Consider the following 15,815-nt stretch of genomic DNA (forward strand, 5'->3'; position numbering starts at 1 on the left):
TTCGATCTGATTATTTAATTGTTAAAGTTCCTGTTGTCTGTAATAGTTTTCTGTATGCCAGTGCAGCATCTGCCTTAGCATTGATCACGCCAACATTGGCCGCAATCTGAGCTGCGTCTGCATCCAGCAATTCAGTCATGGTTGCCAAACCGTTGTCGTATTTATTTTTGGTAATTCTGTAATTTTCATTAGCCTGTTCCGCCGATTTTTCAAAAACAGCAATTCTCTTTTTCGAATAGTCTGTGTTCTGATATTCTCTGTTGACATCAAGCTTAATGTTATCATTCAGTAATTCATCAGTAGCGGCAAGCTGCTTTTCTCTCGCCTGCGATTGTCTCAATGAAGAATTTTCTTTCCAAAGATTGGACAGGTTATAAGAAACCCCGATTCCTACATTGATGGCATTGTATACGGTAAGAAACTTAGGGATATCAGCTGCTACATAACCTCCTGTAAATGCAATGGAAGGAAGATTTTCTGCTTTTGCTGCCTTCGAACCTAATTCCGCCGCTTTTCTCTGTTGTGCCAGAGCCTGTAAATCTTTACGGTTTTCTCTGGCTTCATTAACATAATAATCAACAGGTTTTACATCTGTTCCTTCTTCAATATAATTTTCATCTACTGCCAGTTCCGTCGTTTCAGGAAGACCAAGCAGTAAATCCATATTGATGTTGGCAATATTGTAGTTATTTTTGGCTTCCAACAGCTGAAGTTCAATATTTGAAGTCTGAAGATTTGCCTTTAATCTGTCATTTCTTGCAATCAAACCATTGTTTTCCATTTTAAGGAAGGTTTCATCTCTTTTTTGAGAAGCGGCAAGATTTTCTTCAAAAACCTTGATGGACTGGTTGGCTTTAAACAGGTTATTATAAGCCTGGGCAACGTTATAAGCAATGGCAATTTTATCATTCTCAGTGCTTAATTTAGAAGCTTCTACCAGATATTTTGCTGACTGAATTCCATATTTGATTCTTCCACCGCTGTAAATGGGAACGCTAAGATTAGCAGAACCGTAAACTACCTGATGTATTTCAGGTCCGCCAGCTCCTCCTGCAAGACCAGGAAGTTTGATATCAACATTCGGTTTTATCGGAAGGTACATATAGCTACCTGACACCTTCAATTCCGGCAGTTGTCTGTTTTTAGCCTCCAAAAGATCAGCTGTAGCCTCTTCGATCTTGGCTGCATCGATCTTGAGATTCTTGCTGTTCTGGATTCCCAGCTGCACGGCCTCGTCAAGAGTAAGTGTTCTTTTCTCCTGAGCATTTGCATTTGCTATTCCTACGAATAGTGATAATGCAATCACTAAGTTATTTATTCTCTTCATAACCTAAAAGGTCTTTTAGTAAATATTTAATATGTTTATTAAGTTCTGTGTAGTATTTTTCATCAAAAGCTTCTTCATCTTCTGTTTCATTCAGAAACTCTTTATACATTTCTTTTGCATTGAATGCATAAAACAAGGTTCCGCTTACGGTAGAATGAAGGAGATAAATAGGTGGATTTTTGGTGAAAATTCCATTTTTAAGACCACTTTCCAATATTTGCGAATACATAGAAAGGAATCCCATTTTGGTCTGCTTCAAAAATTCTATAATCTGAGGATTCTTGGTATGCAGCTGCTCTCTCTGCATAATCCTGTAGAAGCATTTTTGAGTCCGGATCTTGTGAGAAAACTGATCGATGACTCTTTCAATCTTTTGCCAATCGTTGATGTCAGTTCTTCCCAAAAGGTCTTTTGAGAAAAACTGACCTTCATTCATTCTGTATTCCACTAATTTCTCATAAAGTTTTTCCTTAGAGCCAAAATAATATGAGATCATAGAGATGTTTACATTCGCCGCCTTTGCAATTTCCCGGGTGGAAGTTCCTTCGAATCCCTGTTCTGCAAAGAGCTTCTCGGCAGCGAATAATATATTTTCTTCTTTTGAAATCATGTTAGTGTTCATTTTTCAGGGCGCAAATGTACACAAGTTTTCATTCAAATCAAACGATTGATTGATTTTTTAATATAGATTTAATTTATTGCAAAGAAAAGACGGTTTCTATAATATATGCTGAAAGCGCAGGAAAGGTACTTTTTAATTTAAAAGAGTTTATTTTGAATTAATATTCGGGAAAACCTGAACAATAATTTTAATATTTTCAGAATGCATTCAATTGAAGTAAACGTAAAAATATAAGGAAAATAGAGCTGAAATAATAATCTGTTCAGGACAAAAACAAAAACTCCGGGATTTACCGGAGTTTATTTATGTGCTTTTATGAATATATCTTGATAATTTTATTCCCAGGTCGGTCCAGACGATTTTGGGGTTTCCGTTTCTGGTCAGGTGGAGATCAGCAGTATTAATTTCTTCTAAAATACTCTCAATATTGGCTCCGCTGATAAATTTTGAAAAACCGGCCCAATTGAAACCGTTCGCATTGATCTTTTTATAAACCAGATTTTCAGATTGATAGTTCTGAAGCAATGCCAGTCTGAAAATCTCAGAACAGTAATTAAGAAAGTTTTTTTGCTTTTCTCTGTTCCACCCTGCAATTTCCCTTGCCCATAAAATAATACTTCTGAGATATTCCGGTTTCTTTTTTACCATAAATGCATCTCTTACCCATTGTACAAAAAGCTTTTCAAACTCATTGCTTTTGTCTCCTGAGTTCAGAAGCTTAATGGCGTCATTGAGGTCTCCCTGTGCCTCATGAACAATTTCTCTTACCTTATCTTCGGAAACAGAAAAGTTCTTTTTAAGGTAGTTTTCAATATCCTCATCATTAATTCTCGGGATCTCTACAATCTGTGTCCTGGAAAGAATGGTAGGAAGAATATCATTGGTACTTTCGGCCGTAAGCAGAATGACCGTTTTTGCGGGTGGTTCCTCTAAAAATTTCAAAAATTTATTGGAAGCTGCGATATTCATTTTATCTGCTCTCCAGACAATAAGAATTTTGGTTCCGCCTTCAAAACTTTTTAAAGAAAATTTCTGGTTCTGATCATCCACTTCATCCGCAGAAATAAATAACTGTTTATTTTCTGATTCTAAAAAAGCGGTCCAGTCGTCGTAGCTTGCATAAGGAGAAGCCAGGATCATTTCTCTGAATTCGTCAAATTTATTTTTGCTTAACGAGTTTTTATTATCCGTAAAAACCGGAAAGCTGAAATGCAGATCCAGGTGATTGAGGTGCTCAACCTTCGCAGCAGCATGTTCATTTTCCTGGCTGAAAATTTCCCTTGCATAGGCTAATACCATAGGCAATGTTCCGTATCCTTCTTTTCCTACAAAAAGTTGGGCATGGCTCACTCTGTTTTCAGCAATGCTTTCTCTAAGAAGTTTTTTCAGATTCGTCTGTCCGGCGATGTTCTCCCAATTCATGTTTCAAAGATAAAAAATCTTATTTCATTTCATAAAATTAAGTCTGCTTAAAATGTATGAATGCAGATTAAAATTATGAAAGGGCTTTATATCTGATTGTATTATAGGTGATATCAATAATATGATGAGAGTTAAATTTAAAATTGGATTTTACAATTTAATGTCAGGCGATACATTTACAAAGTGTATTTTTATTGCTGAAAATTTGCATTTTTCTTTTAAAGGAAAGCCCTTAACAAACTTTAACCACATATAATTTTTACAATTCATTAATATTTAAGATATTTGCGCATTGTTTTAAAAATCAAGAATGAAAAAAATCTTTGTAGTATCATTCATATCAGTTGGATATTTTCTGAACGCACAGAGTCTAAGCAACTCTCCTTATGCAACTTATGGAATTGGAGATGTGAAATATGATAATACGATCGAAACTGCTTCTATGGGAGGTATATCTACTGCTTTTATAAGTGATTTTACCAGTAGTTTCAATTTTGCCAACCCGGCAAACAACGCCAATTTTGAACTTACGAGTATCAGACTGGAAGCTACCAACGAAAACAATTATTTCAAATCGAACTATAACGATATGAAATCTACAAAGCATTCTACGTACCTTTCCAATATTTCGATTGCATTTCCATTATCTTCAAAAGTGAAAATGGGGATCTCTTATCAGCCTTACAGTTCTAAAAGCTACGATATCGTAACGGAACAGTTTACAGAAGATAAAACTCCTCTTTACAAAAACAGCTTTAAAGGAAGCGGAACTTTAAATACAGCTCAGCTTGCTGTATCTTATAAGATCAATCAGGAATTATCCGTAGGGGCAAAAGCCAATCTTTATTTCGGAGACCTTAACGACCTTAATGAATTCCGTGCTTACAACAGTAACCTTGGGACTTATGTAGGTGAATATGTTAATGGTTATGAAACTAAAAACAGGGTCAGAAACTTTAATTTTACACTGGGTACAAGCTACCAGACTTTAAATACACGTACTGATAAGAAGTTCACATTGGGAGCTACTGCTACTTTTGGGAATACCAGTAATATGACGACACAGTACGTCAACAGTACCTACAGATACTCTGATGCTCAGGAAACCACCAAGCTTAGCGGATCGGAAACCATTATTGAGCAAAAAGAAACAAAATCCAAAAACCTTCTTCCGTTACAGGCTTCATTAGGGGTGGGATATGGTAGTGAAAACCATTGGTTCGTATCAGGACAGCTTGACTATAAAAAAGGAGAAGACATCTCTTATTTCGGTAAAACTTTTGATTTCCAGGACACTTACAGAATTTCTGCCGGTGGATGGTATCTTCCTAACTATAATAACTTCAGAAACTACTTCTCAAGGGTGATCTACCGATATGGAGCGTTCTATGAGAGAGGAAACCTTAAGCTGGAAGGAAACAGCATTAATAAATTCGGTATTTCTGCCGGGGTAATGTTACCGTTCAAGAACAGCAGTATCACAAGAATGAGTGGTCTTGAAATCGGATTGGAAGTGGGTAAGAGAGGAACTCTTAAAAACAACCTGATCAACCAGAATTTCGTCAACCTGAGAATCGGCTTTAACTTCGCTGATAAATGGTTCAGAAAGACTCTTTATAACTAAAATGAATTTTTCAGAAAAAATATCATATAAAAATATAGCATGCCTTTTTAGTTGTGCTATATTTTTTATATTGACATCCTGTGAGGAGGACCTTACCAAAAGAAATGGCAACCAAAGCAAAAACTTCCCTTCACAGATCATCAACAACGCCAATATTATACAGCGTGACTCCGGCTTTGTGACTTTAAAAGCCAAAGCACCCATCATTGAAAAATACGAACTGATCGACAGCCCCTATGTGGTAGCCAGAAAAGGAATTGACATTGAGTTTTTTGATAAAAAGAAACCTAAGGTTCCGGGAAGAATTACCGCTAAATATGCCCGTATTTTCGAATATAAAAAGTTCTACGAAGCCAAAGGTGATGTAAGGATAAAAACGAATGAAGGACAGAGATTTGCCATGCAGAGTATTTATTGGGATCAGAAAAGAAACAGAATCTACACCAAAGATACGGTTTATGTTACCATGGAAGACGGTTCTACACTAGTAGGTGCCAATGGAATGACAGCCAAAGATGACTTTTCCGAATATACATTCTATAACAATTCCGGAGATTTCAGTTCCAAAAGAATTTCTGAAAATAAAAAATAAATCCAAAAAGAATGAAAGCTGTGGCTATTGGACTGATGTCCGGGACTAGTCTGGATGGTCTGGATATCTGTCTTGCTGAATTTGAAAAGCAGGACACATGGACTTTTAAAATCCTGAAAGCCGAAACACTCTCCTATTCTGAGGATTGGGAAACCCAACTTAGAAACTCCATTCATCTTTCTTCTGAAGATTTGCTGGAACTGCATTCAGCGTATGGCTTTTATCTCGGGCAGCAGGTTAAAGCATTTATTCATCAGCATCAGCTTGAAAATATCGACCTGATTGCCTCTCATGGGCATACCGTTTTTCATCAGCCTAAAAGAAAATTCACCCTGCAGATCGGTGACGGCAGAGCCATAAAGCTGGAAACCGGGTTACCTGTTATCTATGATTTCCGAAGCCAGGATGTGTTGATGAAAGGAAACGGAGCTCCTCTGGTTCCTATAGGTGATGCATTACTTTTTTCCAAATACAGCGCCTGCCTGAATTTAGGTGGATTTTCCAATATTTCTTTACAATGCGATGGGAAAAGGATCGCTTTTGATATTGCTCCCGTGAATATTGTTTTGAACCATCTGGCCCAGCAGCTGCATAAAAATTTTGATGAAAACGGAGCACTGGCCGCACAAGGAAAGATAGATGAGACTTTACTGAATCAGCTTAACAGCCTGGATTTCTACCAGATTTCGCATCCAAAATCTTTGGGAATAGAATGGTGCCATCAACATATATTTCCACTTCTTGAAAATACTGAAGCCTTAGATGCTCTGGCCACTTTTACAGAACATGCTGCCCAGCAGATTGCCAACGTCATCAATGAATATAGTATAAAAGACATCCTTATCACCGGAGGAGGCGCTTACAACACTTTTTTAATAGAAAAAATAAGAGCGAAAACAAAGGCAGAAGTGATCATCCCTGAAAAAGAGATCATCGATTATAAAGAAGCCCTGATTTTTGCCTTCATGGGCGTTTTAAAAATGAATAACGAGATCAATGTATTGTCTTCTGCCACGGGAAGTACAGCGGATCATTGTTCGGGAGTTATTGCTTAGATATTTTCATACTTTTATTTCACCGATCAGCTCAGCCAGAGAAATGTCAAGTGCACAGGCTATAACTGAAATAGTGAAAATACTGGAAGTAACCTTTCCTTTTTCTATTTTATAGAGATACTGTCTATCCTTCCCTATCATCATAGCAAGTTCCGTTTGTGAAAGTTTTTTCTTTTCACGAAATATTCTTATACGATTACCTATTTCGACAGGTATTCTTTGCTTTAGTTCTAAGATTTTATGTTCTTCAATATATTTCACTTATACAAAGTGAAATATAAAATACTACATTTTTGTAATCTTATATTACTACATTTTTTATATTTGTAAAGCTTATCAATAAATGTTTGAAAAGATAAAAACACGACATCTTTTGTCGCTATGCATATATAGCTTTGTCTGTATAGATAAATTGAAAACAATATATTAAGAAAAATTAATGAAAATATGGGGTTTTTACGGAGTATATATTCCCCTATTAATAATAATTTTAACAAGTTAATAACACAAGCCTATGAAAAAAAATTACTTAAGTGCATTCACTTTATGCACATTCCTGAGCCTATCTGCCCAGGAAACTCTCTGGCAAAAGGATTTCAGGTCCGGTACGCAGGACTTTTTAAGCCAGATTACAACAACTATTGATCAACAATACCTTATCACCGGAAGTTCTATACAGTCTAAAAGCCAACAGCAAGGAGCCAGCGGCCAAAAGCAGAATAACGGCTACGATTTTCACTTGATTAAACTTGACCAGCAAGGGAAAGAATCCTGGGAGAAATATTTCTCAGGACAAAACCACGATTATCTGTCTGCTACTGTTACCACGCAAGATGGCGGATTTCTTTTAGCCGGAACTTCTTATTCAGGAAAAGGACTGGATAAAAAAGACGATTCCAAAGGAGGTTCAGATATCTGGCTGATCAGAATCAATGAATTTGGAGACGAACTTTGGCAGAAAACCTTAGGAAGTTCTTCTGATGAAGAAGCCAGAGCTGTGATTCAAACGACAGATTTAGGATTCTTTGTGGCCGGTAATGTTCAAAACTCATCCAAAGGCTATGGTTCCAAAGATGTTCTGATCACAAAACTGGATAAAGACGGAAAAGAACTCTCCCAATTAATTTTAGGAGGAAAAGGGTTAGACGAAGTAGAGAAGATGATTCCAACGAGAGACGGAGGAGCTTTATTAGGAATTTATTCGAGGAGTTCCGAGGTCCGTGTTTCGGGATCTGACAAAGGTTCCGGGGTGCGAGATGCGGGTTCCGTATCAGAAGTTCAAAGCCCGAACCCCGTATCCCGTACCTCGAAACAAACTGAAAATTTCGGTGAAGGCGATTACTGGATTGTTAAGCTGGACAAAAACGGAAAAATTGAATGGGAAAAGAACTTTGGAGGGAAAGGAGATGATCATATCAGAACGCTGGCATTAACTTCAACTGGCTTTATCATTGGCGGAGAATCCAGATCAGAAAGGTCAGGAAATAAAACCGTTGGATTACAAGAAGGAACAGACCTTTGGCTGATTGCTTTAAACGAAAGAGGCGATGAACAGTGGCAGAAATCTTACAATTTCAAAAACAGAGACATTTTAATGGGAATGAGTGTTCTCCACTCTGCAGATGACAAATCATCCAAAGGGATTTTATTAGGTGGTTATACTCAGGCAGAAGGAAGAATAGAAACTGATGATGAAACCTTCTGGATGCTCTATCTTGATCCAAATGGAAACGAGCAGTGGAGAAAACATGTCAAAGGTGAATCCAAAAAGAAGGAAGAAAGACTTTCCGATTTAAAGCTGAACAGAGACGGTTCTATTGTTCTGGCCGGAACCAGTGCGGAAGAGTTGGGCAAAGAAAACTGGAAGATCGTAAAGCTTGGCGACAAGCAGGTTGATCAGCTGATTGAAAAATATGATATCAAGATCTATCCAAACCCAGTGTCTGATTATGCTTATGTGGAAATAGGATTCAATGATCTCAAAGAAGCAGATATACTTTTGTATGATATGAGCGGAAGACAGCTTCAGAATATAAAAACCAAGAATAAAGTAACTAAGATTAATACCCAGGCTTTGGTGCAGGGAGCTTATCTGGTGACTGTAAAAACGGATAACAATAAAACGGCGAATGCCAAATTAATCAAGAAATAACACAAATTATGAGAAAAATAATCATTTGTGCTGGATTATTATTAGCTAATACTACTTTTGCACAAGGAACTACACCCCCCAATGAAGTAGGTAAAAACGTACCAGCCATTTTCCCACCGACACCGGAATCCTTTAAATTTGGAACCTTTGGGAATATCCCGACAGGATTATTTACCGGGAGTACCAATATTGACGTTCCTCTTACTTCACTTTCATCAGGAAGTAATACGCTGCCTGTTTCGTTAAATTATTCATCCAACGGAATTAAAGTTGATGATACCAATGGCTCTGTGGGACTGGGCTGGAGATTCATAAGCGCTGGTGTGATTACAAGAGTAATAAGAGATCTTCCTGATGAGTTAAACACACAAGGAAATATTGAAACACCCAATATTGATGCATTAGGTCTGAATGATCCTGCTGTAGTAAATTATCTGACTTTATGTAAAAACGATGATTTTGATTCAGAACCTGATTTATATATGGCAAATTTTTCAGGAAAGAATTTAAAATTCATCATTAAAAAGAATGGTGAAATCGTACAGCTAGAAAAGTCAGGATGTAAAATAGACAGGGCCAATGGTGGATTTGTAATAAAAACCGAGGACGGAACAGAGTACACTTTTAATAGTATTGAAAAGGTCCGGAACTTTATGACCGATACAGGAGAACACCCTGGTGGTGCATTAACAAATGTAAGTTCATGGTACTTGTCTAAAGTAAAAAGTATTGAGAATAGAGAAATCAATATTGATTATTACGATGTTAATTTTACTGCTGTAACCGGAAAATCACAGTCGATGATTTTCACCAAGGGGAATGGTTCCTCAAAATATGGTTCTCCAACAACAAATCCAAACCAGGTATCATGTCCCGTATTTTGTAATGAAGTTCTATATTCTCTTCCTCCAAGCATGGGGCTGGTTTCGGAATCTAACCAGTCTGTTTGGGGAAAACAAATCAAAAAAATATACGATCAGGACGGTAATTATATTTTTTTTGAATATCAACAGCGAAACGAGGATTATTATTTGTTGAAGACGATTAAAAAATATGCCTCATTACAGCTGATAGAAAGTTTTGATTTAAATTATGATATTACAGCAAATGACCGGGTATTTTTAAAAAGCGTCAATGAAATCAAATCTGGCAGGAAATATTCTTTCGAGTATAATAATAGTAATAGTTTCCCTGACAAGCTCAATTTTGGCAGGGATATGTGGGGGTATTATAACGGGACTATGAACACCAGTCTGATTCCTCAGATTTATAAAGATAATGATCCATTTAAGGTTAATTATAGCGGAGCAGACCAACGTGTAAATGCATCACTCGGACAGTTAGGACTATTAAAAAAAATAATATATCCTACAGGAGGATCTACAAGTATCACCTATGAGAACCATAAAATGAGAGAACTTGTCACGATTCCTGCCCAACAGGGATCAACAGGAACAGAAACCTTTAACGACAGAAATACTTATTCAAGTTCGTCCCAAATTACAATAACCCCTGCAGTAGACGGAGTGATTCAAATAAGTGGCGGTAATGCTCTCTATGGTGAAGGTAATTGCTTTAATTCTCCTATATTAAGCAGCCAAAAACAGGCGGCTGACATCACAGTGTATGATTCGAACGGGATTGTGCTTAGAAGTGAGAGTTATTCTACGGACTCCGGAGGTGTATTTACAATAGACGGACAAAAGAATAAACCTATAACCCTCAAAGCAACAGCAAGATTTGCATGTTCTTTCGCATCTGTACATGCTACTTATTATATTTCAGAGCCTACGCAAGGCTATCAGGATCAGCTATTGGGAGGATATCGTGTTGCATCAACGACAGATGAGTCTGAGGGAAGTACTCCGGTAACTAAAACCTATGATTATGTAAATGCTGATGGATCATACTCAACTATTCAGGCGTATCAGCCGTATTTTCTGGAAGACAGAAGCAGTATTTCAGTTTGTACGGGGAGTAATTGCTTACCTCCGTTATCCTATAGCTACAGTATTTTAACTTCTACAAATGTTAACCAGTATAATTCGTTTAATCCTAATATCTTTTATAGCAGAGTGGTTGAAAACTTAGGAGCAAGGGGAAAAATTGTTCATGAATTTGATACAGGTATAGACGAGTATGGGAGTATCAGCGGTGATGTGATTTCTGGAACAGCCCATTCAAACACTGCATGGAAAAGCGGAAAAGAACTTTCTCTCACTTATTTGGACGGAAATGGAAATCTGATTAAAAAAGTCGAAAATAAATATGCAGAAGATAATACAGGGATAAATACAACATTTTCTTTGGCTACAAGGAAGAAATTCGAGCTCATCGGAGGCGGTTCAGGCGGTATAGGAGAGTTTGATAATCTGGATTTTGTATTGTATAAAAATATATCTCGTTTTTCATATTTGCAAAACCAGAAAACAACCGACTACCTGAATGGAAATGCAATGAAAACTGAAGTAAACTATTTCTATAACAATCCAAACCATTACCAGTTAACATCATCTAAAACCGAGTATCCTGATCATTCTATCTCTGAAACCACCTACAGCTACGCCCACGAGAAAAACAACCAGCTGATGATTGGTAAAAATATGGTGGGTATTCCACTGGAAACCAAAACACAGCAAACAGCGGATAATATCACCAAAGTAACTTCCCGTGAAGAAACGGTCTATCCCACTGCCCTGCCTCATGCGGTTACCGGAAACTTAGTGCTTCCCTTATCTGTAAACTCTTATGATAATTTGAGCCCTGCTGTTTCCTCTAAAGAAGTCACCTATGAGAAATACGATGAAAAGGGGAATATCCTTCAGTACAGGGAGAAAGACGGTACACCTGTAAGTATTGTCTGGGGTTACAACAAGACCAAACCAATAGCTAAGGTTGTGGGAGCATTATACAGCCAGATCGAAGGCCAGATCGGTACTATCGTAGCGAAATCCAATGAAGATGCTGCCGATCCAACCAAAGAAGCTGAACTCTTGTTGGCCCTTGATGCCTTCCAGCCAGCAGGAATGGTAACCAAATATACCTATGATCCTTTGGTGGGAGTCACTACCATTACTCCACCTTCAGGAGTCAGGGAACTTTATGTCTATGATACTGCCAACCGTCTGAAACAGGTTCAGGTAAGGGAAAGAGACAACACAGGAACCTACAGCTATAAAGTAGTAAAAGAATTCAAGTATAACTATAAGCCGTAAACACAATGAAAAAAATACAATTCTTAGGTCTGCTGTTTACAGCGATGCTGACCTATGCACAAAGCACAACCGAAAACTATATACAGTCCAAAACCTGCCTGAGTGGTGATTGCAGCAAGAAAGCGGAAACCATCACCTATTTTGACGGATTAGGACGGCCCAAACAGATCATTAGCGTAAAAGCAACTACTACCGGAAAGGACCTGGTAACCCCAATTACCTATGATGGATTTGGAAGACAGGCTAAAGATATCCTTCCCGTTCCGGCCAGTTCGCTCAATTCGGCCATCCATAGCGGGATTGTGAATGAGAGTACGGCTAATACTTATTACAACACAGCCAATGCCTACACGGAAAAGCAGATAGAAAATTCTCCATTGGACAGGGTGCTGCAAGTGGCCCAGCCGGGTGATCCATGGAAGATGAGCGGCGGACACACCCAGAAATTTAAATATGAAACAAACCTGGGGAGTGAGGTAAAGAAATTTGTCACCAATACAGTAACTACAACGGTTGGAACAGACAAAAAAACAACTTCTTCTGTATCTGTAGTGCCAGGCAGTGAGTTTTATACCGCAGGAACCTTATACAAAAATACCGTTACTGATGAAGATGGAACTCCGGTTATTCAGTTTCAGAACGGACGTGGTGAAACGGTGCTGGTACGCCGGACAGATGGAACACAAAACATTGATACGTATTATGTCTACAATGAATATGGACAAAAGGCCTTTGTGATTCCTGCACTGGCGGTAAAGAAAATTGAACAGAATAACAATGTGGTTACAACGGATATTGTCAATAGCCTTTGTTACCAGTACCGATACGACGGTTTAGACCGGCAGGTGGAAAAAAGACTGCCCGGAAGAGACGATTGGGAATCTGTGGTGTATGATGCTGCCGACCGCCCCGTGCTCACCCAGGATGTAAACCTGAAAAATAAAGGACAATGGCTGCTCACCAAGTATGATGCTTTAGGCCGTATTGCTTATACGGGACTTGTTTCGGGTGGGGACAGAGCCTCAATGCAATCCCAGCTTGCCACACAGGTGGTAAGTGAAACGCCTTCTGATACAGGATTTAGTAAAAATGGCATTATGGTATATTATACCAACAATTTCCTGTCCGGTTTTACTACGGTGCTTACGGTTAATTACTATGATGCTTATCCAAGGGATACCAGAGAATTTCCGCCGGCAAAAATCCTTGAGCAATATGTTATCAATGAGGACAGAGCCATTAACGGAGGAGTATCTACAAAAGGTCTGCCCACAGCTTCCTATGTAAAAAATATTGAGGACGATAACTGGACGAAAAGCTATTTCTATTACAATACCAAAGGGGAAAAAGTAAGTGAAAAAAGCTGGAACCACCTGGGCGGATATACCAAAAAGGAATTCAAGCTTGATTTTTCAGGTGCGGTAGATGAAAGCTATACCTACCACAAAAAAGGAAGTGCAGATACTGAAGTTTTTATCAAAGAGAGATTTGTATACGATGAACAGAAAAGACTGCTGAAGCACTATCATAAGGTGAACAGCCAGACAGAAGAACTTTTGGTAGAAAACACCTACAATGACCTGGGACAGCTTACTAATAAAAAGACAGGAAATACAACGGGTACGCCGTTACAGTCTATAGACCAGACCTACAATATCAGAGGATGGATTACGAAAGTGAATGATCCTGCCAACCTGAACGGGAAGCTTTTTGCCTATGAGATGAAATACCATAATCCTGTATATTCCACCGTTTCTACAGGGAAGTACAATGGGAATATTGCGGAGATAGACTGGTCAAGTGCGGATAATGGTACCTTCAGAAGGTATAACTACCAGTACGATGGATTAGACAGATTAAAAAATGGCATTTATTCTGAGCCTAATGCCGCGGTTCCGATGAATAATTATTATAATGAAGCCCTTACCTATGATGTCAACGGGAATATCCAAAGTCTGAAAAGAAACAGGTTATTGCAGAATTTCGGAGCAGAGCAGATTGATGACCTCACTTATACCTACAATGGAAACAGGCTTACCACAGTAAGTGATGCTACAAGTAATTATGCAGGCTATCCAGCTTCTGTATCAACCGCAATTCCGTACGATGGTAATGGAAATATGATCACTCATGAAGATAGAGGAATATTGCAGATAGACTATAATTATCTCAATCTTCCCAACTACATAAAATTTAGCAGATTATATAATACTCATGACTTTGGAAGCATTTTTAACGTTAATACAAAATATCTGTATAATGCTGCCGGAGCCAAACTGAGAAAAATCTACACGTATGGAACAGGTAGAAGCCAGCTGGAAACAATCAGCAAAACAGACTATCTGGATGGATTTCAATATACCGATGATGTATTAAGTTTCGTTCCTACCTCAGAAGGCTACTATGATTTCGTTCAGAATAAGTATATTTACAATTATACCGATCAGGTAGGGAACATCAGACTGACGTATTATAAAGATGCTTCCGGTATCCTGAAAATTGACAGGACCAACCATTACTATCCTTTCGGGCTTGAATTTGGAGGGGATTTAAATATTAATGGTACCATAACTCCAAGCTATAGATACTCTACACAGGGACAGGAAAACCAGATTGATACCAAATGGAGTTCTTACCGATGGAGGAACTATGATGCTGCAATGGGAAGGTTCTTCAATGTTGACCCATTAAGTGAGAAATATGCTTATCAGTCACACTATAATTTCTCGGAAAATAAAGTTATATCCCATAGAGAATTAGAGGGCTTAGAAGCAATAGATGCTAATAAAATTAGAGAAACTTTTGATAATGGAAAAAAAGGGAAAAGCTATCAATTAGTTATTCATGTAGACCAACCAGGGAAAGGAGGAGATAGAACTGTATATCAAATTAGTCCAAATAGAGATTCAGGACATGCATTTATAACATTAAATAGGAAAAATACGGATGGTACAACAGATTCTAAAACTTTTGGCTTTTATCCTTATCCACCTAGTGTCAATCCTATAGCATCAGAGGCATCAGGAAAAATAAAAGATAATTTTGGTCATGAACAAGAAGTAGTACAAACAAGGTCTATTAACGAAAAAAACTTTAATGATATTTTAGATTTTGTAGAATCAGATCAAAATACAAAATATGATCTAAATACCAATAATTGCGCTGACTTTGTTATAAACACTGCAGCAGCAGGAGGTATCAAATTACCAAAAACTACGAGTTCATATGGTGGATTCAAAGGACATAATCCGGGTGATTTAGGTGAAGATATAAGAGAACAAAATAATAATATTCGCAAGGGAAAGACCCTTGAAGGTAATTCAAAAACACCAAAAAATAAAAATAATGAGAGTGATAACGATAGAGTTAAAGGTATTGGTTTGTAGTTTAGCAGTTGTTTTTTTCTGCTTTTGCTGTTCAAAACCAAAACAACAGTATAGTAACCCGGTTTTTGCTACTTTTTTTACTGAATTAAGTAGTGAGAGTGCAGAAAAATTTTATGACTCTTACTATAAAGATAAACCAAAAGACTATAAGGAGGGCTATATTCAAGTATTAAAGGAATTTAAAAAATATAATTGTGAATTTACTATTACAGATTACAACTCTTATAAAAGTAAAAAGCCTAATTTAGATGGCATAACTGAAGGTGTTTATATTCTAGAAAACAAACATCTAAAAGAACCATTTTTTATTAAAATTGAGAACAATAAAGTACAATATTTACTTTCAATAGGCAAAGGTAAAGAAGATATTATTGGTTGGCTTTAAATCGGTTCTATTAGAAATTAATTAGGAATTCTGGA

The 15,815-nt window shown here is 37.5% G+C and carries 11 protein-coding genes; 7 read left to right on the forward strand and 4 right to left on the reverse strand.

The features are described 5' to 3' along the window. Positions 1 to 10 precede the first annotated feature (10 nt). From FFS26_RS13620 to FFS26_RS13630, 3 genes are all read right to left on the reverse strand, one after another. Positions 11 to 1,327, reverse strand: a complete 1,317-nt coding sequence (locus FFS26_RS13620; RefSeq protein ID WP_137905271.1) for a TolC family protein — start codon at positions 1,325 to 1,327, stop codon at positions 11 to 13. After that, positions 1,311 to 1,937, reverse strand: a complete 627-nt coding sequence (locus FFS26_RS13625; protein ID WP_228406572.1) for a TetR/AcrR family transcriptional regulator — start codon at positions 1,935 to 1,937, stop codon at positions 1,311 to 1,313. The genes FFS26_RS13620 and FFS26_RS13625 overlap by 17 nt, the downstream gene beginning before the upstream one ends. Positions 1,938 to 2,252: 315 nt before the next feature. Continuing rightward, entirely contained in the window at positions 2,253 to 3,371 is a 1,119-nt protein-coding gene (locus tag FFS26_RS13630; RefSeq protein ID WP_110011445.1) for an ATP-binding protein, read from the reverse strand. Positions 3,372 to 3,681: 310 nt separating this feature from the next. Here FFS26_RS13630 and FFS26_RS13635 point away from each other — a divergent pair, with 310 nt between their 5' ends. The 3 genes from FFS26_RS13635 to FFS26_RS13645 are packed head-to-tail and all read left to right on the forward strand — an operon-like array spanning position 3,682 to position 6,642. After that, on the forward strand, positions 3,682 to 4,995 hold the full coding sequence (locus FFS26_RS13635) for a hypothetical protein (RefSeq protein WP_137905272.1): 1,314 nt from the start codon (positions 3,682 to 3,684) through the stop codon (positions 4,993 to 4,995). A 1-nt stretch (position 4,996) separates the two neighbouring features. Next, positions 4,997 to 5,587 (forward strand): LPS export ABC transporter periplasmic protein LptC, encoded by a 591-nt coding sequence (lptC, locus tag FFS26_RS13640; protein ID WP_110011447.1) that lies wholly within the window; start codon positions 4,997 to 4,999, stop codon positions 5,585 to 5,587. Between the two features lie 11 nt (positions 5,588 to 5,598). Next, complete coding sequence (locus FFS26_RS13645; RefSeq protein ID WP_110011448.1) at positions 5,599 to 6,642, forward strand: anhydro-N-acetylmuramic acid kinase; 1,044 nt, start codon at positions 5,599 to 5,601, stop codon at positions 6,640 to 6,642. Between the two features lie 6 nt (positions 6,643 to 6,648). On the opposite strand, the gene FFS26_RS13650 is transcribed toward FFS26_RS13645, so the two are convergent. Beyond that, complete coding sequence (locus FFS26_RS13650) at positions 6,649 to 6,903, reverse strand: helix-turn-helix domain-containing protein (protein ID WP_110011449.1); 255 nt, start codon at positions 6,901 to 6,903, stop codon at positions 6,649 to 6,651. 253 nt (positions 6,904 to 7,156) lie between these two features. On the opposite strand from FFS26_RS13650, the gene FFS26_RS13655 reads away from it, so the two are divergent. Genes FFS26_RS13655 through FFS26_RS13670 form a run of 4 tightly spaced genes read left to right on the forward strand, consistent with a single transcriptional unit; the run spans position 7,157 to position 15,780 of the window. Next, positions 7,157 to 8,794, forward strand: a complete 1,638-nt coding sequence (locus tag FFS26_RS13655; RefSeq protein ID WP_137905273.1) for a T9SS type A sorting domain-containing protein — start codon at positions 7,157 to 7,159, stop codon at positions 8,792 to 8,794. Between the two features lie 8 nt (positions 8,795 to 8,802). Continuing rightward, positions 8,803 to 12,009 (forward strand): hypothetical protein, encoded by a 3,207-nt coding sequence (locus tag FFS26_RS13660; RefSeq protein WP_137905274.1) that lies wholly within the window; start codon positions 8,803 to 8,805, stop codon positions 12,007 to 12,009. A 5-nt stretch (positions 12,010 to 12,014) separates the two neighbouring features. Continuing rightward, a complete protein-coding gene (locus FFS26_RS13665; RefSeq protein ID WP_137905275.1) occupies positions 12,015 to 15,395 on the forward strand; it encodes a DUF6443 domain-containing protein in 3,381 nt (1,126 codons plus the stop codon). After that, complete coding sequence (locus FFS26_RS13670; RefSeq protein ID WP_110011794.1) at positions 15,355 to 15,780, forward strand: hypothetical protein; 426 nt, start codon at positions 15,355 to 15,357, stop codon at positions 15,778 to 15,780. Before FFS26_RS13665 ends, FFS26_RS13670 begins: the two co-directional genes overlap by 41 nt. Positions 15,781 to 15,815: the final 35 nt, after the last annotated feature.

Origin of the sequence: Chryseobacterium sp. 2VB, assembly GCF_005503635.1 — a bacterium.
Taxonomy (GTDB): domain Bacteria; phylum Bacteroidota; class Bacteroidia; order Flavobacteriales; family Weeksellaceae; genus Chryseobacterium; species Chryseobacterium cupriresistens.

Coding starts and splice junctions, on each gene's coding strand:
- FFS26_RS13620 (WP_137905271.1), bottom strand. CDS start 1,327: ATGAAGAGAATAAATAACTTAGTGATTGCATTATCACTATTCGTAGGA.
- FFS26_RS13625 (WP_228406572.1), bottom strand. CDS start 1,937: ATGATTTCAAAAGAAGAAAATATATTATTCGCTGCCGAGAAGCTCTTT.
- FFS26_RS13630 (WP_110011445.1), bottom strand. CDS start 3,371: ATGAATTGGGAGAACATCGCCGGACAGACGAATCTGAAAAAACTTCTT.
- FFS26_RS13635 (WP_137905272.1), top strand. CDS start 3,682: ATGAAAAAAATCTTTGTAGTATCATTCATATCAGTTGGATATTTTCTG.
- lptC (WP_110011447.1), top strand. CDS start 4,997: ATGAATTTTTCAGAAAAAATATCATATAAAAATATAGCATGCCTTTTT.
- FFS26_RS13645 (WP_110011448.1), top strand. CDS start 5,599: ATGAAAGCTGTGGCTATTGGACTGATGTCCGGGACTAGTCTGGATGGT.
- FFS26_RS13655 (WP_137905273.1), top strand. CDS start 7,157: ATGAAAAAAAATTACTTAAGTGCATTCACTTTATGCACATTCCTGAGC.
- FFS26_RS13660 (WP_137905274.1), top strand. CDS start 8,803: ATGAGAAAAATAATCATTTGTGCTGGATTATTATTAGCTAATACTACT.
- FFS26_RS13665 (WP_137905275.1), top strand. CDS start 12,015: ATGAAAAAAATACAATTCTTAGGTCTGCTGTTTACAGCGATGCTGACC.
- FFS26_RS13670 (WP_110011794.1), top strand. CDS start 15,355: ATGAGAGTGATAACGATAGAGTTAAAGGTATTGGTTTGTAGTTTAGCA.